14 protein-coding genes are annotated in these 18,144 nt (G+C 74.7%); 9 read left to right on the top strand and 5 right to left on the bottom strand.

Features of this window, described 5'->3' with window-relative positions; translation table 11 throughout:
* The 4 genes from VF468_13400 to VF468_13385 form a co-directional block, all read right to left on the bottom strand.
* Window positions 1-575, bottom strand: a 575-nt coding sequence (locus VF468_13400; GenBank protein ID HEX5879291.1) for an aminotransferase class V-fold PLP-dependent enzyme, incomplete at its 3' end; no start/stop codon positions are given.
* A gap of 166 nt (window positions 576-741) precedes the next feature.
* On the bottom strand, window positions 742-1,650 hold the full coding sequence (locus tag VF468_13395) for an arginase family protein (protein HEX5879290.1): 909 nt from the start codon (window positions 1,648-1,650) through the stop codon (window positions 742-744).
* Window positions 1,651-1,670: 20 nt separating this feature from the next.
* The gene (locus tag VF468_13390) at window positions 1,671-2,456 is read right to left on the bottom strand and encodes a hypothetical protein (GenBank protein HEX5879289.1); all 786 of its coding nucleotides are present in this window, start codon (window positions 2,454-2,456) and stop codon (window positions 1,671-1,673) included.
* Window positions 2,453-3,445, bottom strand: coding sequence for an ABC transporter ATP-binding protein (locus VF468_13385; GenBank protein ID HEX5879288.1), 993 nt, complete (start codon window positions 3,443-3,445; stop codon window positions 2,453-2,455). The genes VF468_13390 and VF468_13385 overlap by 4 nt, the downstream gene beginning before the upstream one ends.
* A 19-nt stretch (window positions 3,446-3,464) precedes the next feature.
* Here VF468_13385 and VF468_13380 point away from each other — a divergent pair, with 19 nt between their 5' ends.
* The 9 genes from VF468_13380 (at window position 3,465) to VF468_13340 (ending at window position 17,306) form a co-directional block, all read left to right on the top strand.
* Window positions 3,465-5,396 carry a GMC family oxidoreductase gene (locus VF468_13380; GenBank protein HEX5879287.1) on the top strand — a complete coding sequence of 644 codons (1,932 nt, stop codon included), beginning with the start codon at window positions 3,465-3,467 and terminating at the stop codon, window positions 5,394-5,396.
* A gap of 145 nt (window positions 5,397-5,541) precedes the next feature.
* The gene (locus VF468_13375) at window positions 5,542-7,062 is read left to right on the top strand and encodes a DUF885 family protein (protein HEX5879286.1); all 1,521 of its coding nucleotides are present in this window, start codon (window positions 5,542-5,544) and stop codon (window positions 7,060-7,062) included.
* A 163-nt stretch (window positions 7,063-7,225) separates the two neighbouring features.
* Window positions 7,226-9,358 (top strand): RNA degradosome polyphosphate kinase, encoded by a 2,133-nt coding sequence (locus tag VF468_13370; GenBank protein HEX5879285.1) that lies wholly within the window; start codon window positions 7,226-7,228, stop codon window positions 9,356-9,358.
* Between the two features lie 137 nt (window positions 9,359-9,495).
* Window positions 9,496-11,454: a transketolase gene (gene tkt / locus VF468_13365; GenBank protein ID HEX5879284.1), complete on the top strand. Its 1,959-nt coding sequence runs from the start codon at window positions 9,496-9,498 to the stop codon at window positions 11,452-11,454.
* Window positions 11,455-11,472: 18 nt separating this feature from the next.
* Window positions 11,473-12,600 carry a transaldolase gene (gene tal / locus VF468_13360; GenBank protein ID HEX5879283.1) on the top strand — a complete coding sequence of 376 codons (1,128 nt, stop codon included), beginning with the start codon at window positions 11,473-11,475 and terminating at the stop codon, window positions 12,598-12,600.
* Entirely contained in the window at window positions 12,600-14,138 is a 1,539-nt protein-coding gene (gene zwf, locus VF468_13355; protein ID HEX5879282.1) for a glucose-6-phosphate dehydrogenase, read from the top strand. The genes tal and zwf overlap by 1 nt, the downstream gene beginning before the upstream one ends.
* A complete protein-coding gene (locus tag VF468_13350; GenBank protein ID HEX5879281.1) occupies window positions 14,135-15,211 on the top strand; it encodes a glucose-6-phosphate dehydrogenase assembly protein OpcA in 1,077 nt (358 codons plus the stop codon). Before zwf ends, VF468_13350 begins: the two co-directional genes overlap by 4 nt.
* On the top strand, window positions 15,208-15,945 hold the full coding sequence (pgl, locus tag VF468_13345) for a 6-phosphogluconolactonase (protein HEX5879280.1): 738 nt from the start codon (window positions 15,208-15,210) through the stop codon (window positions 15,943-15,945). Before VF468_13350 ends, pgl begins: the two co-directional genes overlap by 4 nt.
* 59 nt (window positions 15,946-16,004) lie before the next feature.
* Window positions 16,005-17,306, top strand: a complete 1,302-nt coding sequence (locus tag VF468_13340; protein HEX5879279.1) for a citrate synthase — start codon at window positions 16,005-16,007, stop codon at window positions 17,304-17,306.
* Between the two features lie 213 nt (window positions 17,307-17,519).
* Here the strand turns inward: VF468_13340 and VF468_13335 are convergent.
* The coding region (locus tag VF468_13335) for a histone deacetylase family protein (protein ID HEX5879278.1) at window positions 17,520-18,144 on the bottom strand (625 nt) is incomplete at its 5' end.

Raw genomic sequence — 18,144 nt, 5'->3', positions numbered from 1 at the left:
GTCCCGGCCGACTGGTAGGTGTCGAGCATGACCAGCGCCCCCACCTCGTGGGCGCGGGCGGCCACGGCGGCCGCGTCCAGCAGGGCCGAGGACCGGAAGGCGACGTGGGTGACGGCGACCAGGGCCGTCTGGTCGTCGATCGCCGCCAGCAGCCGGTCGAGGTCCACGGCCAGGTCACGGGAGGGCACGACCTCGACCTTGGCCCCGAGCGCCTCCTGGGCCCGGTACAGGTAGTCGCAGGTGGGGAACTCGAGGTCGGTGGTGACCAGCCTGCCGCGCTCGCCCGACCAGTCGAAGCACGACAGCACCTGCCCGGCCAGCACCGACACGTTGGGCCCGAGGGCCACCGACCCCGCCGGCGCCCCGAACAGCCCCTCCAGCAGCCCGGCCGTCGCCCGGATCTGGTCCAGCCACCCGTACCAGGCCACCACCCCCTGGCCGGCCCACTCGGCCGCGAACCGGGCCAGCGCGTCCGGCACCGTGTCCGGCATCGGCCCGAGCGTGTGGGCGGCGAAGTAGGGGCCCCGCGCCAGGGTCGGCAACCGGTCACGGTAGGCGAGCAGCTCGTCGGCCACGGCAACCCTCCTTCAGAACAGCGGTCGAGTATCCGGCGCCGCATACCGCGCTGAGCCATCCGTGCAGCGTTGCAGCTTGCGCGCCGCTCCCGGCGGCCAGCCAATTACCTCAAACCCGGATGCTTGGCCGGTGTTCTGGTGGTCGGGACCGGCCCGGCTCATGCTGCTAGGCATCTGGCGGTTCGGCAAGCCTGGCCGCGGCCCCGGCCACGTACTCGGCGATCCGGGCGGCCTGCCCGCCGTCCGGGTCGAGGTCGGGGTTGTAGATCGCCACCGTCCAGCCGGCGCATCCGGGCACGGCCAGCGCGGCCACGGTCATCTGGCGGAGCTGCCACCAGCGCAGGCCGCCCGGCTGCGGGTAGTCGACGGCGGCCAGCTCGGCGGTGGCCAGCACATCCAGGTCGACATGGAGCCACCACGCCGGGGCGGCCGCGGCCACGTCCCGGGCCGCCTGGGCGGCGACCTCGGCCGCCCCCCGGACGGCCAGCTCGACGTCCGACCACAGCGGGACCACGCCCCGCAGCGAGGCGACACCCTCGCGGGCGATGGTGGCGTCGTCCCGCGGCCCGAGCAGCCCGACCTGGCCGGGGGCGAGCAGGGGGACCAGCGCGGCCAGCCCGTCGGGCAGCCCCTCGGCCAGGCCGAGGGCCAGCGCCAGCTCGGAGTCGGCGGCCTCGCCGGTGGGGGAGCGCCGCGGCGGGTAGGCGTCCTCGTGGCCGTCCAGCATCAGCAGCCCGACCCCGCCGTGGCGGTCGCGGGTGGCGGCCAGCGCGCCCAGCATGACCGGGCAGTCACCGCCGACGACCAGGGGGAACCGGCCGGCCTGGTGGACGGCGGCCACCGCCTGGCGGGTGCCGGCGACCATCGAGACCAGCGCCGGCTCGGCCAGCAGGCCGGAGGTGGGGCTGCGCTCGGGCGCCGGCGGGTCGAAGCCGACGTCGCCGGCGTCGGCCACGTCCAGCCGCCTGGCCAGGCCGGAGACCAGCCCGGCCCGGCGCAGGGCGGCCGGGGCCCGGGCCACGCCGCCGGTCAGCCCGGCCGAGTTGAACGGCACCCCCACGACCGTGACCTCCATCACCTGGCTCCCTCCCGGGGTCAGTCGCGAACCTGGCGGCGGGCGTAGAGGGCGAGGCAGCCGGCCAGGGCGACCACGAAGGCGAGGGTGACGACCAGGGCGGCGCGGGGCATGGGGGTGGTGCCCTGGCCGGTGAGGCGGGCGGCGGAGGTGTAGATGGTCCAGCCGGTGGCCGGGGCCCACTGGGGGGCGAGGACGAGCTCGCCGAGGAGGCCGTAGGCGAGCAGGGCGACCACGCCGGCCAGGGCGCCCCGCAGGACCAGGGCGCAGGCGGCGCCGAGGAGGCCGTACAGCAGGGTGGCGGCCAGGGCGGCGGCCAGGGCGGCCAGGTGGGCGGGGGCGTTCCAGGGCGTCCCGGAGACGATGCCGCCGCCGGCCTGGAGCAGGGCCGCGACCGTGACCGCGAGCAGGCTCTGCACCGCCCACCAGGCCAGGGCCAGGACGGCGGCCACGGCCAGCTGGTAGCCGGCGAAGCGGAGCCGGCGCGGGTCGCGGGCCAGCAGGGCCCGCTCGGTCGCCCAGCCGAACTCGGAGCCGACCACGGCCGCGACCAGCACCCCGAAGACCAGCCCGCCGGGCACGGCCGTGACCCGCAGGCCGCCCAGGACGAGGTCGTCGCCGGCCCCGGCCAGCCCCTCGGCGGCCACGGCGGCCAGCAGCTCGGCCGCGACCACGGCCATCGCCTGGAGCGAGAACGCCGCCACCACCACCGGCCGCCGGGCCAGCTCCCGGACCCGCAGCCGCACCGCCCCGGCCAGCGGGTACCGGTGCCTGGCGGCCCGGTCCGGGACCCTCCCCTGGATCAAGGGGACGCCTCCGCGATCGGGGGGCGGGGCGGGTCGGGGGCCAGGCTGCTGGTCACGGCGGCGTAGGCCAGCTCAAGGGTGGGGGAGCGGCGCAGGTCGGAGGGGTAGACCCCGGCGTTGGCCAGGACCCGGACGATGGCGCTGCCGTCGGGCCGGCCGACCTGGTAGGGGGCGCCCGTCTCGACCAGCACCTTGCCGTTGTCGCGCCAGCAGATCAGGCGCATGGCCCGCAGCGCCGACAGGGCGGCCTCGGGGTCGCTGACGGTGAGCTCGAAGCGGCCGGCGGCCGGGCCCAGCTCGGTCGGCGGGCCCTCCTCGACCAGCCGGCCGGCGGCCATCAGCCCGACCCGGGTGCAGAGCCGCTCGGCGTCGTCGAGCTGGTGGCTGGACAGCAGCACCGTCCCGCCCCGGGCGACGTGGTCCAGCAGCAGGTCGTTGACCCGGCGGCGGTGGCCCGGGTCGAGCCCGACCGTCGGCTCGTCCAGGACCAGCAGGTCGGGCGGCCCGACCAGGGCGGCCGCGGTGGCCAGCACCTGGCGCATGCCGGTCGAGTAGGTGGCGGTCTGCCGGTCGGTCATCCGGCCCAGCCCGAGCAGGCCGACCACCCGGTCGACCTCGGCGTCGGGGGCGTGGGCCCAGCGGGCGATCAGGACCAGGTACTCGCGGCCGGTCAGCCGCGGCGACAGGGCCGGGGCCTCGATCAGGCTGCCGACCCGCCGGGGCCGCGCCCCGGCCGCCGACCGCGGGTCGCGGCCGAGCAGCCGCACCTCGCCGGCGTCGGCCTGGAGCAGCCCAAGGGCGACCCGCAGGGCGGTCGTCTTGCCGGCGCCGTTGGGCCCGATCAGCCCGTAGAGCTCGCCCTCGTCGACGCGCAGGTCGAGGCCGGCGAGCACCATGGTGCGCCCGAAGCGCCGGTACACGCCGCTGAGCTCGACCGCCGCCGTCGCCGGCCTCCTTGCTCGCAGATGGTTGCGCAGGCATTGAACCACTAGGTGTACAAACCTTGACGTGACGTCCACTGCGCGGGTTACGAGGGCCGGGTCCCGGCAGGAGGCCGTCCTGGCCGCGCTGGCCGCCGGGATCCTCGGCGAGGCCTTCGACCCGGCCGTGCCCGGCCGGATGCTGGAGATCCTGGGGCGGACGGCGAGCCGGCGGGACCGCGAGCAGCTCCTCGGCGTGCTGCGGGCGCTCGGGTCGCGGGCCGGCGCCCTCGCCCTCACCGGCCGGCCGGCGCCGCTGCCCGGGCTCGACCCGGCCGCGGCCGAGGCGGTGGTGCGGCGCTGGGCGGCGGCCCGGCTCCCCCTGCGGCGGCGGCTGGCCGCCGCCATCACCCCGATCACCCTGCTGGCCGCCTACGCCTGGCCCGGCCCGGCCCGCGACGCCACCGGCTACCCGGGGCCGCTCGGCCCCGCCCCCGACGTCCCCCGGCGCCTGGAGCCGCGGCGCCTTGACGGCGACGAGGAGCTGGCCTGTGACGTGGTCGTGGTCGGCTCGGGCGCCGGCGGGGGCGTGGCCGCGGCCGAGCTGGCCGGGGCCGGCCTGGACGTGGTCGTGCTCGAGAAGGGCGGGTATGCGGCCGAGCGCGACTTCACCCACGAGGAGGGCGACGCCTACCGCGACCTGTACCTGTACGGCCTCACCCTGACCACCGACGACCTGGCCTGCCGGATCCTGGCCGGGTCGACGCTGGGCGGGGGCACGACCGTCAACTACTCGACCTCGTTCCCGACCCCGCCGGCGGTGCTGGCCGAGTGGGCGGCGGTGTCGGGCGTGGACGCCTTCGTCTCCGGCGAGGTCGCCGCCTCGCTGGAGGCGGTGGCCGGCCGGCTCGGGGTCACCGAGGCCCAGAGCCGCCCCGGCGCCCGCGACCGGCTGCTGGCCGACGGCCTGGAGCGGCTCGGCTGGCCCGCCGGCCCGCTGCCCCGCAACGTCCGCGGCTGCCCCCAGGACGCCGGCTGCGGCTGGTGCGGGTTCGGCTGCCGCCACCGCGCCAAGCAGTCGACCCTGGTCACCTACCTGGAGGACGCCGCCGCGGCCGGGGCCCGGCTGGTCGTCGGGGCCGACGCCCGCCGGGTCCTGGTCGACGGCGGCCGGGCCACCGGGGTGGAGGCGGTCGCCGGCCGGCACCGGCTGGTCGTCCGGGCCCGGGCGGTGGTGGCCGCCGCCGGGGCCATCGAGACCCCGGCCCTGCTGCTCCGCTCCGGCCTTGGCGGCCAGGTCGGCCGCCACCTGCGCCTGCACCCCGGCACCGCCGCCATCGGCAGCTTCGAGGAGCCGGTCCGCTGGTGGGAGGGGACCCTGCAGGCGCGCTGGTCGGCCGCGCTGCGCGAGCGCCTGGGGCCGTACGCGCCCATCTTCGAGACGGTGCCCGTGCACCCGGGAACGGCCGCGGTCGCCCTGCCCTGGCAGTCGGCCGCCGCCCACCGGGCCCTGATGGAGCGGTCGGCCAACCTGTCGCTGGTCGCGGTGCTCTGCCGCGACAGCGGCGCCGGCCGGGTCCGGGTCGACCGCGACGGCGCCCCCCGGGTCCGCTGGCGGCTCGGCGCCGCCGACGAGGCCCGCATGGCCGCCGGCCTGGCCGCCGCCGGGGAGGTGCTGGCCGCCGCCGGGGCGGCCGAGGTGTTCAGCCTCCACCGCCGGCGGTTCGCCTTCCGCCCCGGCAGCCCCGCCGCCCACCGCGCCTGGGCCGAGGCGACCCGCCAGGCCGGGTTCTCCGGCGGCCGGGCCACCCTGGCCTCCTACCACCAGATGGGCTCGTGCCGCATCGGCGCCGACCCGGCCACCTCGGCCGTCGGCCCCGACCACCAGGCCCACGAGGTCGAGGGGCTGTTCGTGGCCGACGCGTCGCTGTTCCCGACGGCCAGCGGCGTCAACCCGATGCTGTCGGTCATGGCCCTGGCCCACCGGGCCGCGGCCAAGGTCGCGGCCCGGCTCGCCTGAGATGCCGAGGACGGAACCGTCCGGCCATGTGCCCCCCAAGCTCGTGAACCGGCCCCGCGAGGTCTCTCACACTCCTCGAGCCACCCGAAGATCGCGAAGTATGGAACTCGACAATCCGGGCGTCGGCCCCGTAGGCTCGGCGGTCATGAACCCTCGACTGCGGGCGATCTGCGACCTGACCATGAGCGCGGTCCGCGAGTACATCGGCCGCCACGAGTACGACGGCCGGGCCGAGGACCTGTCCCCGGAGGGGGTCCGGGCCGGCCTGTCCCGGCTCGGCGGCCCCCCCGGCGCCGCCCCCGAGCCGGACCCGCACGACGAGGCCCACCTGGCCGCCTTCGAGCGGCTGGTCCGGCTGGAGCTGGGCGAGCTGGAGCTGCACCGCTCCAACCCGCTGTACCACATCGCCGCCCTGGACGTGTCCTGCTACGACCGCGACTACGCCCCGGCGGCCGAGCGGGCCGAGGCCCGCCACCGCCACCTGGCCGCCTGGCCCGACGTGGTCGACGCCGCCCTGGCCGCCCTTGACCGGGTCGCCGCCCCGGTGGCCGAGGCTCTCCTGCCCGCCGCCCGGGGGCTGGCCGCCGACCTGGAGCCGTCGGGGGGCGACCCGGTGGTGGAGCGGGCCCTGGACGCCCACAAGCGCCTGACCGCCCACCTGGAGGCGGCCGCCGTCGAGGGCCACCGCGACACCGCCCTCGGCCGGGGGCCGCTGGAGCGCCTGCTCGGCGCCGGCGAGGCCCTGGAGGTCGACCTGGGCCGGCTGGAGGAGCGGGCCGACGCCGAGCGCGACCGGCTCCGGGCCCTGCTGGAGGAGGCCTGCGGGCGGCTGCGGCCGGGCCGGCCCACCGCCGAGGTGGTGGCCGCCCTGCTCGAGGACCACCCGGACGCCGACGGCGTGCTGCGGGAGGCCCAGGCCCTCACGGCCGAGGCGATCGCCTTCACCCTGGAGCGCGACCTGGTGCCCGGGCTGGACGGCGAGTGCCTGGTCGCGCCCGCACCTCCGTCGCGCCGCTGGGCCCTGGCCATGATGTCCTGGGCCGCCCCGTACGAGGCCGACGCCCCCTCGCGCTACTACATCTCCCCGCCCGACCCGGGCTGGCCTGCCAGCGAGCAGGACGACTGGCTGAAGGTGTTCAGCCGCACCACCCTGCCCGCCATCACCGTGCACGAGGTCGCCCCCGGCCACTTCGCCCACGGGCGGCGGCTGCGCCAGCTCACCTCCGACGTCCGCCGGACCCTGCACTCGCTGGCCTTCGTCGAGGGCTGGGCCCACTACGGCGAGGAGCTCTGCATCGAGGAGGGCTACCGCGGCGACGACCCCCGTTTCGCCGCCGGGGTCGCCCTGGAGGCGCTCCAGCGGGTCACCCGCCTGGCCGTGTCGATCGGCACCCACGCCGGCACCATGACGGTCGCCGACGGCGCCGCCCGCTTCGAGGCCGACGCCTTCTGCTACGGCCCGGCCGCCCGCACCGAGGCCGCCCGGGCCACCTTCGACCCCACCTACGGCCGCTACACCTGGGGCAAGCTGGAGATCCTGCGCCTCCGCGACCAGGCCCGCTCCGGCTGGGGCGCCGGCTACAGCCACGCCCGCTTCCACGACGCCCTGCTGCGCCTGGGCTCGCCCCCCCTCGGCCTGATGGCGGCCGCCCTCGACCAGGGCTGACCCGGCTTCGCCTTCGCCGGCGCCTGCGGCGCCCCCGGCCTGGAGGCGACCATCGCCTCGACCCTGGTTCCGGGACAGGCTCCCAGCAGCCCAAGGACTAGCTTGAACGGTCGAGACATGCAAGGCTGATCGACGCAGCACCCGAACCAGGAGCCGAACCGCCGTGAGCGAGAGCGCCAGCGCCCCGGACGTGGTCGAGCGCGACCTGCATGACCCGTACCTGTTCATCAACCGGGAGATCTCCTGGCTCCAGTTCAACGACCGGGTCCTGGCCATGGCCGCCGACCCCGAGATCTCCCTCCTGGAGCGGCTCAAGTACCTGGCCATCTTCTCCTCCAACCTGGACGAGTTCTTCATGGTCCGGGTGGCCGGCCTGCGCGACCAGGTCGAGTCGGGCATGGTCACCCGCGGGTCGGACGGCTGGACGCCGAGCGAGACCCTGGAGGCGATCGCCAAGCACGTCGGCCCCAGCATCGAGCACCAGGTGCGGGTGTTCCTTGACGAGGTCAGCCCGGCCATGGCCGAGGCCGGCGTCCGCATCGCCGACATGTCCGAGCTGGGCGATCAGGACCTGGACTTCCTGCGCGACTACTTCCAGCGTCAGGTCTTCCCGGTGCTGACGCCCCTGGCCGTCGACCCCAGCCACCCGTTCCCCTACATCTCCAACCTGTCGCTGTCGCTGGCCGTGACCGTCCGCGACCCGGGCACCGCCCGCGACCGCTTCGCCAGGGTCAAGGTGCCGGGCATCCTGCCCCGGTTCATCCCCCTGGGCGACGGCAACACCTTCGTGCCCCTGGAGCAGGTGATCGCCACCCACCTGGACAAGCTGTTCCCGGGCATGGACGTGGTCGAGGCCCACCCGTTCCGGGTGACCCGCGACGCCGACATCGAGCTGGCCGAGGACGAGGCCGACGACCTGCTGATCGCCGTCGAGCAGGAGCTGCGCCGCCAGCGCTTCGGGGTGGTGGTCCGGCTCGAGGTGGCCGCGACCATGCCCGACCACGTGGTCCGGCTCCTCCAGCGCGAGCTCGACGTCGAGGACGACGCCCTGGTCACCGTGGAGGGGCCGCTCAACCTGGGCGACCTGATGGGGCTGGTGTCGTCCCTCGACCGGCCCGAGCTGGCCGACGAGCCGTGGGTCGGGACCACCCAGCCGCGGCTGCTCGGCACCGAGGAGGACTCGGTCAACCTGTTCGCCACCCTGCGCGAGGGCGACCTGCTGGTCCACCACCCCTACGACGCCTTCTCGACCTCGGTGCAGCGCTTCATCGAGCAGGCCGCCGAGGACCCCGACGTGCTGGCCATCAAGCAGACCCTGTACCGCACCGACGGCGACTCGCCGATCATCAACGCCCTGATCCAGGCGGCCGAGTCCGGCAAGCAGGTGGTGGTCCTGGTCGAGGTCAAGGCCCGCGGCGACGAGGCCTCCAACATCGGCTGGGCCAGGGCGCTGGAGCAGGCCGGCTGCCACGTCGCCTACGGCCTGGTCGGGCTCAAGACCCACTCCAAGACCGCCCTGGTGGTGCGGCGCGAGCACGGCGGCATCCGCCGCTATGTCCACATCGGCACCGGCAACTACAACGCCAAGACGGCCCGGCTCTACACCGACGTGGGCCTGCTCTCCTGCGACGAGGACCTGGGCGCCGACCTGACCGAGCTGTTCAACTCGCTCACCGGCTACGCCCGCGGCGGCGGCCGCTACCGCAAGATCCTGGTCGCCCCCAGCTTCCTGCGCCAGCGGGTGCTGGAGCTGATCGAGCGGACCGCCGAGCGGCACACCAGCCGCCGCCCCGGCCGCATCACCCTGCAGATGAACTCCCTGGTCGACGCCGACTGCATCCGCGCCCTCTACGCCGCCTCCCAGGCCGGGGTGGAGATCGACCTGGTCATCCGGGGCATCTGCCGGCTCCGGCCCGGGGTCCCGGGGGTGAGCGACAACATCCGGGTGCGCTCGATCGTCGGCCGGTTCCTGGAGCACAGCCGGATCTGGTGCTTCGCCAACGGCCGCCGGCGCGAGTACTTCATCGGCTCGGCCGACCTGATGCCCCGCAACCTCGACCTGCGGGTCGAGTGCGTCACCCCGGTGACCGACCCCGACCTGACCGGGCGGTTGCAGGAGGTCCTCGACGTCATGCTGGCCGACAACCTCCAGGCCTGGGCACTGTCCGAGGACGGCTCCTGGCACCGGTGCCAGCCCGAGGAGGGCGAGCGCCGGGTGGCCACCCACAAGCGCCTGCGCGAGCTGGCCCTGCGCCGCGGGGTCGAGGCCCGCTCGGGCGGCAAGCCCGACCGGTGATCGACGGCGAGATACGGGTAGCCTAGGGGCTTGGCAGGAGTGCTGATTCCGCCCCCGAGGAGCCGCCCGTGACCACCGAGACCGTCCAAGGGACCGACCTCGACACCCTGGCCGTCGACACCGTCCGGACCCTGGCCATGGACGCCATCCAGAAGGCTGGCGACGGCCACCCGGGCACGGCCATGGCCCTGGGCCCGGCCGCCTACGTGCTGTGGACGCGGTTCCTGACCTTTGACCCCGAGCACCCGGACTGGTTCGACCGCGACCGCTTCGTGCTCTCCAACGGCCACGCCTCGGTGCTGCAGTACATCGCCCTGCACCTGACCGGCTACGCGCTGGGCATCGACGACCTGAAGCAGCAGCGCCAGTGGGGCTCGATCACCCCCGGCCACCCCGAGCACTTCCTCACCCCCGGGGTCGAGGTCACCACCGGGCCGCTCGGCCAGGGGGTCGGCAACGCGGTCGGGTTCGCCATCGCCGAGCAGTTCCTGGCCGACCGCTACGGCCCGCAGGTGGTCGACCACCGGACCTGGGCGTTCTGCTCGGACGGGGACATGATGGAGGGCGTCGCCTCCGAGGCGTCCTCGTACGCCGGCTACCTGGGCCTTGGCAAGCTCACCCTGCTCTACGACGACAACCACATCACCATCGACGGCCGCACCGAGATCACCTTCGGCGAGGACGTCGAGGCCCGGTATCGCGCGTACGGCTGGCACACCCAGCACGTGGAGGACGCCAACGACCTGGAGGCGATGGCCGCCGCCTACCAGGCCGCGGTGGACGAGCCGGACCGCCCCAGCTTCATCCGGCTGCGCAGCCACATCGCCTGGGGCGCGCCCAACGCCCAGGACACCCCGGCGGCCCACGGGGCCGCCCTGGGCGAGGACGAGGTCCGGGCGACCAAGGAGGCCTACGGCTGGGACCCGGACAAGCACTTCTTCGTCCCCGACGGGGTCTACGACCGCTGGCGGGTCAGGGTGCCCGACAACCAGGCGGCCCGGGCCGACTGGGAGCGGCGCCTGGACGCCTTCGCCGAGGCCGAGCCCGAGCTGGCCGCCGAGCTGCGGGCCGGGATCGCCGGCGAGCTCCCCGGCGGCTGGGACGACGAGCTGGGCAAGCTGTTCACCGAGCCCAAGAAGCTGGCCACCCGGTCGGCCTCCGCCGAGTGCATCAACGCCATCGCCTCGCGGCTGCCGACCTTCATCGGCGGCTCGGCCGACCTGGCCGAGTCCAACAAGACCGACATCAAGGACGGCGGCAGCATGGGGCCCGGCGAGGTCGGGCGCAACCTCCACTACGGCATCCGCGAGCACGGCATGGGGGCGATCAGCAACGGCCTGGCCCTGCACGGCGGGCTGCGCCCGTTCTGCGCCACCTTCCTGATCTTCTCCGACTACATGCGGCCCAGCGTGCGCCTGGCCAACCTGATGGACCTGCCGGTGGTCTACGTCTGGACCCACGACTCGATCGGGCTGGGCGGTGACGGGCCGACCCACCAGCCGGTCGAGCACCTGGCGTCCCTGCGGGCCATGCCCCGGCTGCGGCTGATGCGGCCGGCCGACGGGCCGGAGACGGCCGAGGCCTGGCGGGCGGCCATCGCCCGCACCGACGGCCCCACCGCCCTGGCCCTGTCCCGCCAGAACCTGCCCCCGATCGACCGGACGGCCCACGCCGGGGCCGAGGGCCTGCACCGCGGCGCCTACGTGCTGGTCGACGCCGACGGCGGCGATCCGCGGCTGGTGCTGATCGCCACCGGCTCCGAGGTGTGGGTGGCGCTGGAGGCCCGCGAGCGGCTCCAGGCCGGCGGCGTCCCCACCCGGGTGGTGTCGATGCCCTGCTGGGAGCTGTTCGAGGACCAGGACCAGGCCTACCGCGACCAGGTGCTGCCCCCGGGGGTGGTGGCCCGGCTGGCCGTGGAGGCGGCGTCCAGCTTCGGCTGGAGCCGCTGGGTCGGCGAGCACGGCGAGGTCGTGTCCCGCGACGACTTCGGCGCCTCGGCCCCCGGCGAGGTGGTGCTGGAGAAGTTCGGCTTCACCCCCGAGAACGTCGCCGACCGGGCCCGGGCGCTGCTCGCCCGGCTCGACGACAAGGACTGAGGAAGAGGAGGACGGGAGATGACGTCCCGCTTGCAGCAGCTGACCGACCAGGGCGTGGCCGTCTGGGTCGACTCGATCGCCCGCGACTGGATCCAGAAGGGGGAGCTGCGCCGCCTGCGCGACCAGTTCCAGGTGGCCGGCGTCACCTCCAACCCGACCATCTTCCAGAAGGCGATGGGGGAGGGGTCGTTCTACGACGACGACATCCGCCGGCTGGCCGGCGAGGACGTGGACGCGCGGCGGATCTTCGAGTCGCTGGCCCTGGACGACATCCGCGCCGCCGCCGCCGACATGGAGCCGGTGTGGGAGCGGACCGGCGGGGTCGACGGCCGTGTCTCCTTCGAGGTGCCGCCCGACATCGCCGACGACACCGAGGCCACCACCAGCGAGACCCGGCGCCTGTTCGACGAGCTGGCCCGGCCCAACGTGTTCATCAAGATCCCGGCCACCGCCGCCGGGGTGCCGGCCATCCGGGCCTCGATCGCCGCCGGGATCAACGTCAACGTGACCCTGGTCTTCTCCATCCAGCGCTACCGCGAGGTGATCGAGGCCTACCTGGGCGGGCTGGAGGAGCTGGCCGAGGCCGGCGGCGATCTGACCGAGGTGGCCAGCGTGGCCTCGTTCTTCGTCAGCCGGGTCGACACGATGGTCGATCCGGAGCTGCAGGCGATCGTCGACAAGGGCGGCCCGGAGGCCGAGGCGGCCCGGGAGCGGCTGGGCACGGCCGCCATCGACAACGCCAAGCTGGCCTACGAGGTGTTCCAGCAGACCTTCCGGGGGCCGCGCTGGGAGGCCCTGGCCGCCGCCGGGGCCCGGGTCCAGCGGCCCCTGTGGGCCTCGACCTCGACCAAGAACCCCGACTACCGCGACGTCCTGTACGTGGAGGAGCTGATCGCCGCCGACACGGTCAACACCATGCCCCTGGAGACGATCGAGGCCTTCGCCGACCACGGCGAGGTCCGCGGCCAGACGGCCAGCGAGGGCCTGGACCGCGCGCACCGGCTCTGGAGCGACCTGGCCGCCCTCGGCATCGACGAGGACGACGTCGGCGACCGGCTGGAGCGCGAGGGGGTCGAGAAGTTCGCCGACAGCTACAACGGCGCCGTCGACACCATCGAGGCCAAGGTGCGGAAGCTGGGCGGCTGATGGAGGAGAACCCACTCGCGGTTGGGGAGCGGGTCAGGGCGATCCCGCCGCCGACGGCCATGGTGGTGTTCGGCGGCTCCGGCGACCTGGCCCACCGCAAGATCGTCCCCGCCCTGTACAACCTGGAGCTGCACCGGCTGCTGCCGCAGAACTTCGCCTTCGTCGGGTCCAGCCGCAGCGAGTACTCCGACGAGGAGTACCGGGCCGACATGCGCAAGGCGGTCGAGGAGTTCTCCCGCACCCAGCCCATCCAGCACCAGGTGTGGGAGTCGTTCGCCAGCCGGCTGCACTACGTCTCCGGCTCCTCGGCCGACCCCGACACCTACGCCCGCATCGGCGACCTGCTCGACCGCTTCGACCGCGAGCTCGGCACCGACGGCAACCGCATGTACTACCTGTCGCTGATCCCCAAGCTGTTCCCCGACACCATCCGCGGGATCGGCAAGGCCGGGCTGGGCGGGCGCGGCTGGGACCGGGGCCACTCCCGGGTCGTGGTGGAGAAGCCGTTCGGCCACGACCTGACCTCGGCCCGGGAGCTGCAGGAGCTGGTGACCACCGTCTTCCCCGAACGCGACGTCTTCCGCATCGACCACTACCTGGGCAAGGAGAGCGTCCAGAACATCATCGCCTTCCGCTTCGCCAACGGCATCTTCGAGCCGGTCTGGAACCACCACTTCGTCGACCACGTCCAGGTGACGGTGTCGGAGTCGCTGGGGATCGAGCACCGCGGCAACTTCTACGAGACCGCCGGGGCCATCCGCGACATCTTCCAGAACCACGAGCTCCAGGTGCTGGCCCTGATCGCCATGGAGCCGCCGGCCAGCTTCGAGCCCGAGGACGTGCGCAACGAGAAGGCCAAGGTGCTCAAGGCGCTGCGCCGGCTGGAGGGCGAGGCGGTCGACGCCGGCGTGGTCCGTGCCCAGTACGGGCCGGGCTGGATCGCCGGCAAGGAGGTCCCCGGCTACCGCGACGAGCCCGACGTCCATCCCGACTCGACGGTCGAGACGTACGTGGCCGCCGAGCTGCGGGTCGACAACTGGCGCTGGGCGGGCACGCCGTTCTACGTCCGCACCGGCAAGCGGCTGCCCAAGCGGGCCACCGAGGTCGTGGTCCAGTTCAAGTCGGCTCCGCACCTGCCCTTCGGGGAGGCCGCCCAGGACGGGCTGGAGCCCAACGCGCTGGTCCTGCGGATCCAGCCCGACGAGGGCATCACCATGCGGATCGGGGCCAAGGTGCCGGGCCCGTCGATGGAGGTCCGCTCCGTCAGCATGGACTTCTCCTACGGCACCTCGTTCTCCGACGACCTGCCCGACGCCTACGAGCGGCTGCTGCTGGACGTGATGCTGGGCGACCCGACCCTGTTCCCACGCTGGGACGAGGTCGAGCAGGCCTGGCAGGCGGTCCAGCCGATCCTGGACCGCTGGGCCGAGGCGCCGCCCCCGCAGTTCCCCAACTACGAGGCCGGCAGCTGGGGGCCCAAGGCCGCCGACGAGCTGATCGCCCGGGGCCGCCCCGGCCGCCGCTGGCGGCGGCCATGACGAACCAGACGGCCGAGGCGTTCGAGGAGGTCGCGCCCGGCGACATCGAGCAGGCGCTGGAGCGCCAGCGCGTCCAGGGGGAGAACGGCGGCGGGGCGGTGGTCCGGGCCAGCGTGGCCAACCTGGTCGTGGTCACCCCCAACCGGGCCGCCGGCCAGCGGGCCCTGGCCGCGATGGAGGAGCTGGGGTCGCGCGCCCCCTCGCGCTGCGTGGTCCTGATCGCCGAGCCGCCCGAGGGCCGCCAGGGGGTGCGCTCCTGGGCCCGGGTGGTGAACCGCCGCCCGGCCCAGGGGCCGGAGGTCGTCTGGGAGGAGGTCGTGGTCCAGACCAACGTCCACCCCAGCCACCTGACCGCCGTGGTCCTGCCCCTGCTGCTGCCGGAGCTGCCGGTGTTCACCTGGTGGGAGGGGACCCCGCCCTTCGACGAGCAGGTGTTCGGCGAGCTGACCTCGGTCACCGACCGGCTGATCGTCGACTCGGCCGCCTTCGCCGACCCGCCCGCCGACCTGCGCCGCCTGGCCGGGGCCGTCGGGCAGGTGGCGCCGGCCATGACCGACTGCGCCTGGGGGCGCCTCACCCCCTGGCGGGAGCTGCTGGCCGCCCCCTTCAGCGCCCCCGGGCTGCGCCCGGCCCTCGACCGGATCCACTGGCTGCGGGTCGACTCGGTGGAGCCGACGGCCGGCCAGGAGCTGGTCGGCTGGTTCGCCTCCCGGCTGGGCTGGGGGCTGGAGGAGGTCGACCAGGCCGGGGACGAGCTGGCCGCCGTCTACCGGACCGCGGCCGGGACCTGCCAGGTGCGGGTGGTGGCCGGCATCGGCTCCTCCAACCTGACCCGGGTCCACGTGGAGATGGAGACCGGCGACGGCCCGGCCAGCGTCCGGGTGGAGGCCCCGCCCGGCCACCTGGTGGCCACGGTGGAGGCCCCCGGCCAGCCGACCGGGCGGCGCAAGGTCGGCCGCAGCGCCGGCCCGTCCAACGGCCCGGGCGGGCTCGGCCAGGAGCTGCAGCTGTTCGGCCGCGACCGGGTGTTCGAGGACGCCCTGGCCGAGGCGGCCGCCCTGGTGCCGGCGTGAGCCCCCCGAGGGAACGCGTCCAGGTCGTCGACGGCCCGGACGAGCTGGCCGAGGCGGCGGCCCGGGCGGCCGTGGCCGACCTGGAGGCGGCGGTGGAGGCCCACGGCACGGCCACCTGGGTGCTGGCCGGTGGCGGCACCCCGGCGGCCGCCTACCGGCGGCTGGCCGCCCACGACCTGCGCGCCGGGGTCGAGTGGGACCGGGTCCGGGTGGCCATGGGCGACGAGCGCTGCGTGCCGGTGACCCACCCCGACTCCAACTGGGGGCTGGCCGCCGCCGCCCTGCTCGACCACGTCCCCGTCCCCGGCCACCAGCTGCTGCGGCCGCCGGGCGAGCTGGGCGCCGAGGCGGCCGCCGACGCCTACCAGGCGGCCCTGGCCGAGCTCCCCGCCGCCGGCGGGGGACCGCGCCTGGAGGTCGTCTGGGTGGGGGTGGGGGAGGACGGCCACTGCCTGTCGCTGTTCCCCGCCCGCCCCGAGGTCGAGGTGGCCGACCGGCTGGTCGTGGCCGTCCACGACAGCCCCAAGCCGCCCCCGGACCGGGTCAGCCTGACCCTGGCCGCCCTTGCCGGGACGGAACGGCTGCTGGTCCTGGCCGCCGGCGCCGGCAAGGCGGCCGCGGTCGCCCGGGCCCGGGCCGGCGACGACCGCCTCCCCCTGACCCGGGCCGTCCAGACCGTGCGCGCCGCCGGCGGGTCGGTCACCTGGCTGCTCGACCGCGCCGCCACCGCGTAGCCGAAGCAGGGCAGGGTAGCCTGCTGAATATGCAGGTGCGCGCCGCCGAAGGAGATCCCATGACCGCTGACCAGGCCCAGGGCACGCTGAGCGTGACCGACAACCGGACCGGCCGGACCTACGAGGTCCCGATCAAGGACGGGGCCATCTCGGCCATGGCGCTACGGGACATCAAGGTCGACGACGACGACTTCGGGCTGCTCTCCTACGACCCCGCGTTCATGAACACGGCCAGCTGCCGCAGCGCCATCACCTTCATCGACGGCGAGCAGGGGATCCTGCGCTACCGCGGCTACCCGATCCAGGAGCTGGCCGAGCGGGTGAGCTTCCTCGAGGTGGCCTGGCTGCTGGTCGAGGGCGACCTGCCGGACGCCGGGGAGCTGGCCGACTGGACCGACCAGATCAGCCACCACACCTTCGTCAAGGAGAACATCAAGAAGTTCATCGACGGCTTCCACCACGACGCCCACCCCATGGGCATCCTGGTCGGCACGGTGGGGGCGCTGTCGACCTTCTACCCGGACGCCAAGCGGATCGACGACCGGGAGGTCCGCCGCCGCCAGGTCGTCCGGCTGATCGCCAAGATCCCCACCCTGGCCGCCTACGCCTACCGCCACTCCCAGGGCCATCCCTACCCGTTCCCCGACAACGAGCTGTCGTACGCCGGCAACTTCCTCAACCTCATGTGGAAGATGGGGGAGCCCAAGTACCATCCCGACCCGGTGCTCGAGCACGCCCTGGACGTGCTGTTCACCCTCCACGCCGACCACGAGCAGAACTGCTCGACCAACGCCATGCGGGCCGTCGGCAGCTCCAAGGTCGACCCCTTCTCGGCGGCCGCGGCCGCCGTGGCCGCCCTGTACGGGCCGCTCCACGGCGGGGCCAACGAGCAGGTCCTGCGGATGCTCAACGAGATCGGCTCGGTCGAGGCGGTCCCCGCCTACGTCGAGCGGGTCAAGCGGGGCGAGATGAAGCTGATGGGCTTCGGCCACCGCGTCTACAAGAACTACGACCCGCGGGCGAAGATCATCAAGCAGGTGGCGGAGGACGTCTTCAAGGTCACCGGGCTCAACCCGCTGCTGGAGATCGCCGTCGAGCTGGAGCGGATCGCGCTGGAGGACGACTACTTCGTCTCCAAGAAGCTCTATCCCAACGTCGACTTCTACTCCGGCATCATCTACGAGGCCATGGGCTTCCCGGTGGAGATGTTCCCGGTCCTGTTCGCCATCGGCCGCATGCCGGGCTGGCTGGCCCAATGGGAGGAGAACCTCAGCGACCCCGAGCAGCGGATCGCCCGGCCGCGCCAGATCTACGTCGGCCCGGGCGAGCGCCACGTCGAGCGGGACTCGGCCGGGCCGTGAGGCCCGGCTCGGTCAGGGTGAGGGGACTCGAACCCCTGACGCGCCGGCTGGCCGCCGACGTGGCCGACCTTGGCGCACCCTGAAGCCGTCTGGCGTAGGAGAGCAAGCCTCGCTCGTGTGGCTCGCGGTTGTCAAGACATACCTCGCAAAGCTCCTGGTCGCGGCCATCTCGACCGGCTCAGCGGCGGGGGCGGGCCGCTGTCCCCGGGGGGCCTAGGCTTGGGCCTCCCGGACCCCCTCCAGCAGCGCGACCGCGTTGGCGCCGAGGGCGCCGACGGCGTAGCCGCCCTCCTGGACCAGGACCACCGGCCGGCCGGCGGCGGCCAGGGCGGCGCCGATCCGCCGGAAACCGTCGGTGGTGACGGCGAAGGCGCCGATGGGGTCGTCCTCGAAGGTGTCGAAGCCGGCCGAGACGACCAGCGTGGCCGGGTCGAAGGCGGCCACCAGCCCCATCGCCTCGGCCAGGGCGTCCAGGTAGGCGTCGTCGCCGGTGCCGTCGGGCAGGGGCAGGTTCCGGGTCGTGCCCCGCCCGGGGCCGCCGCCGACCTCGTCGGCGGCCCCGGTGAAGTGCGGGTAGTGGCCGGCCGGGTCGCCGTGCAGCGACACGTACAGCACCGCCGGGTCCTCCCAGAAGATGTCCTGGGTGCCGTTGCCGTGGTGGAAGTCGACGTCCACCACCGCCACCCGGCCCCGCCCGGCCAGCGCCCGGGCCGCGATGGCCGCGTTGTTGAGCAGGCAGAAACCGCCGTAGTAGCCGGGTCCGGCGTGGTGGCCGGGGGGCCGGCAGAGCGCGTAGGCGGCCGGGGCGCCGGCCGCGACCAGGTCGGCCGCGGTCAGG

The sequence above is a fragment of the Actinomycetota bacterium genome (assembly GCA_036280995.1).
Classification (GTDB): Bacteria; Actinomycetota; CALGFH01; order CALGFH01; family CALGFH01; genus CALGFH01.
Note: the sequence above shows the minus strand (reverse complement) of the source record. Positions and strands in the feature narration are given on the sequence as shown.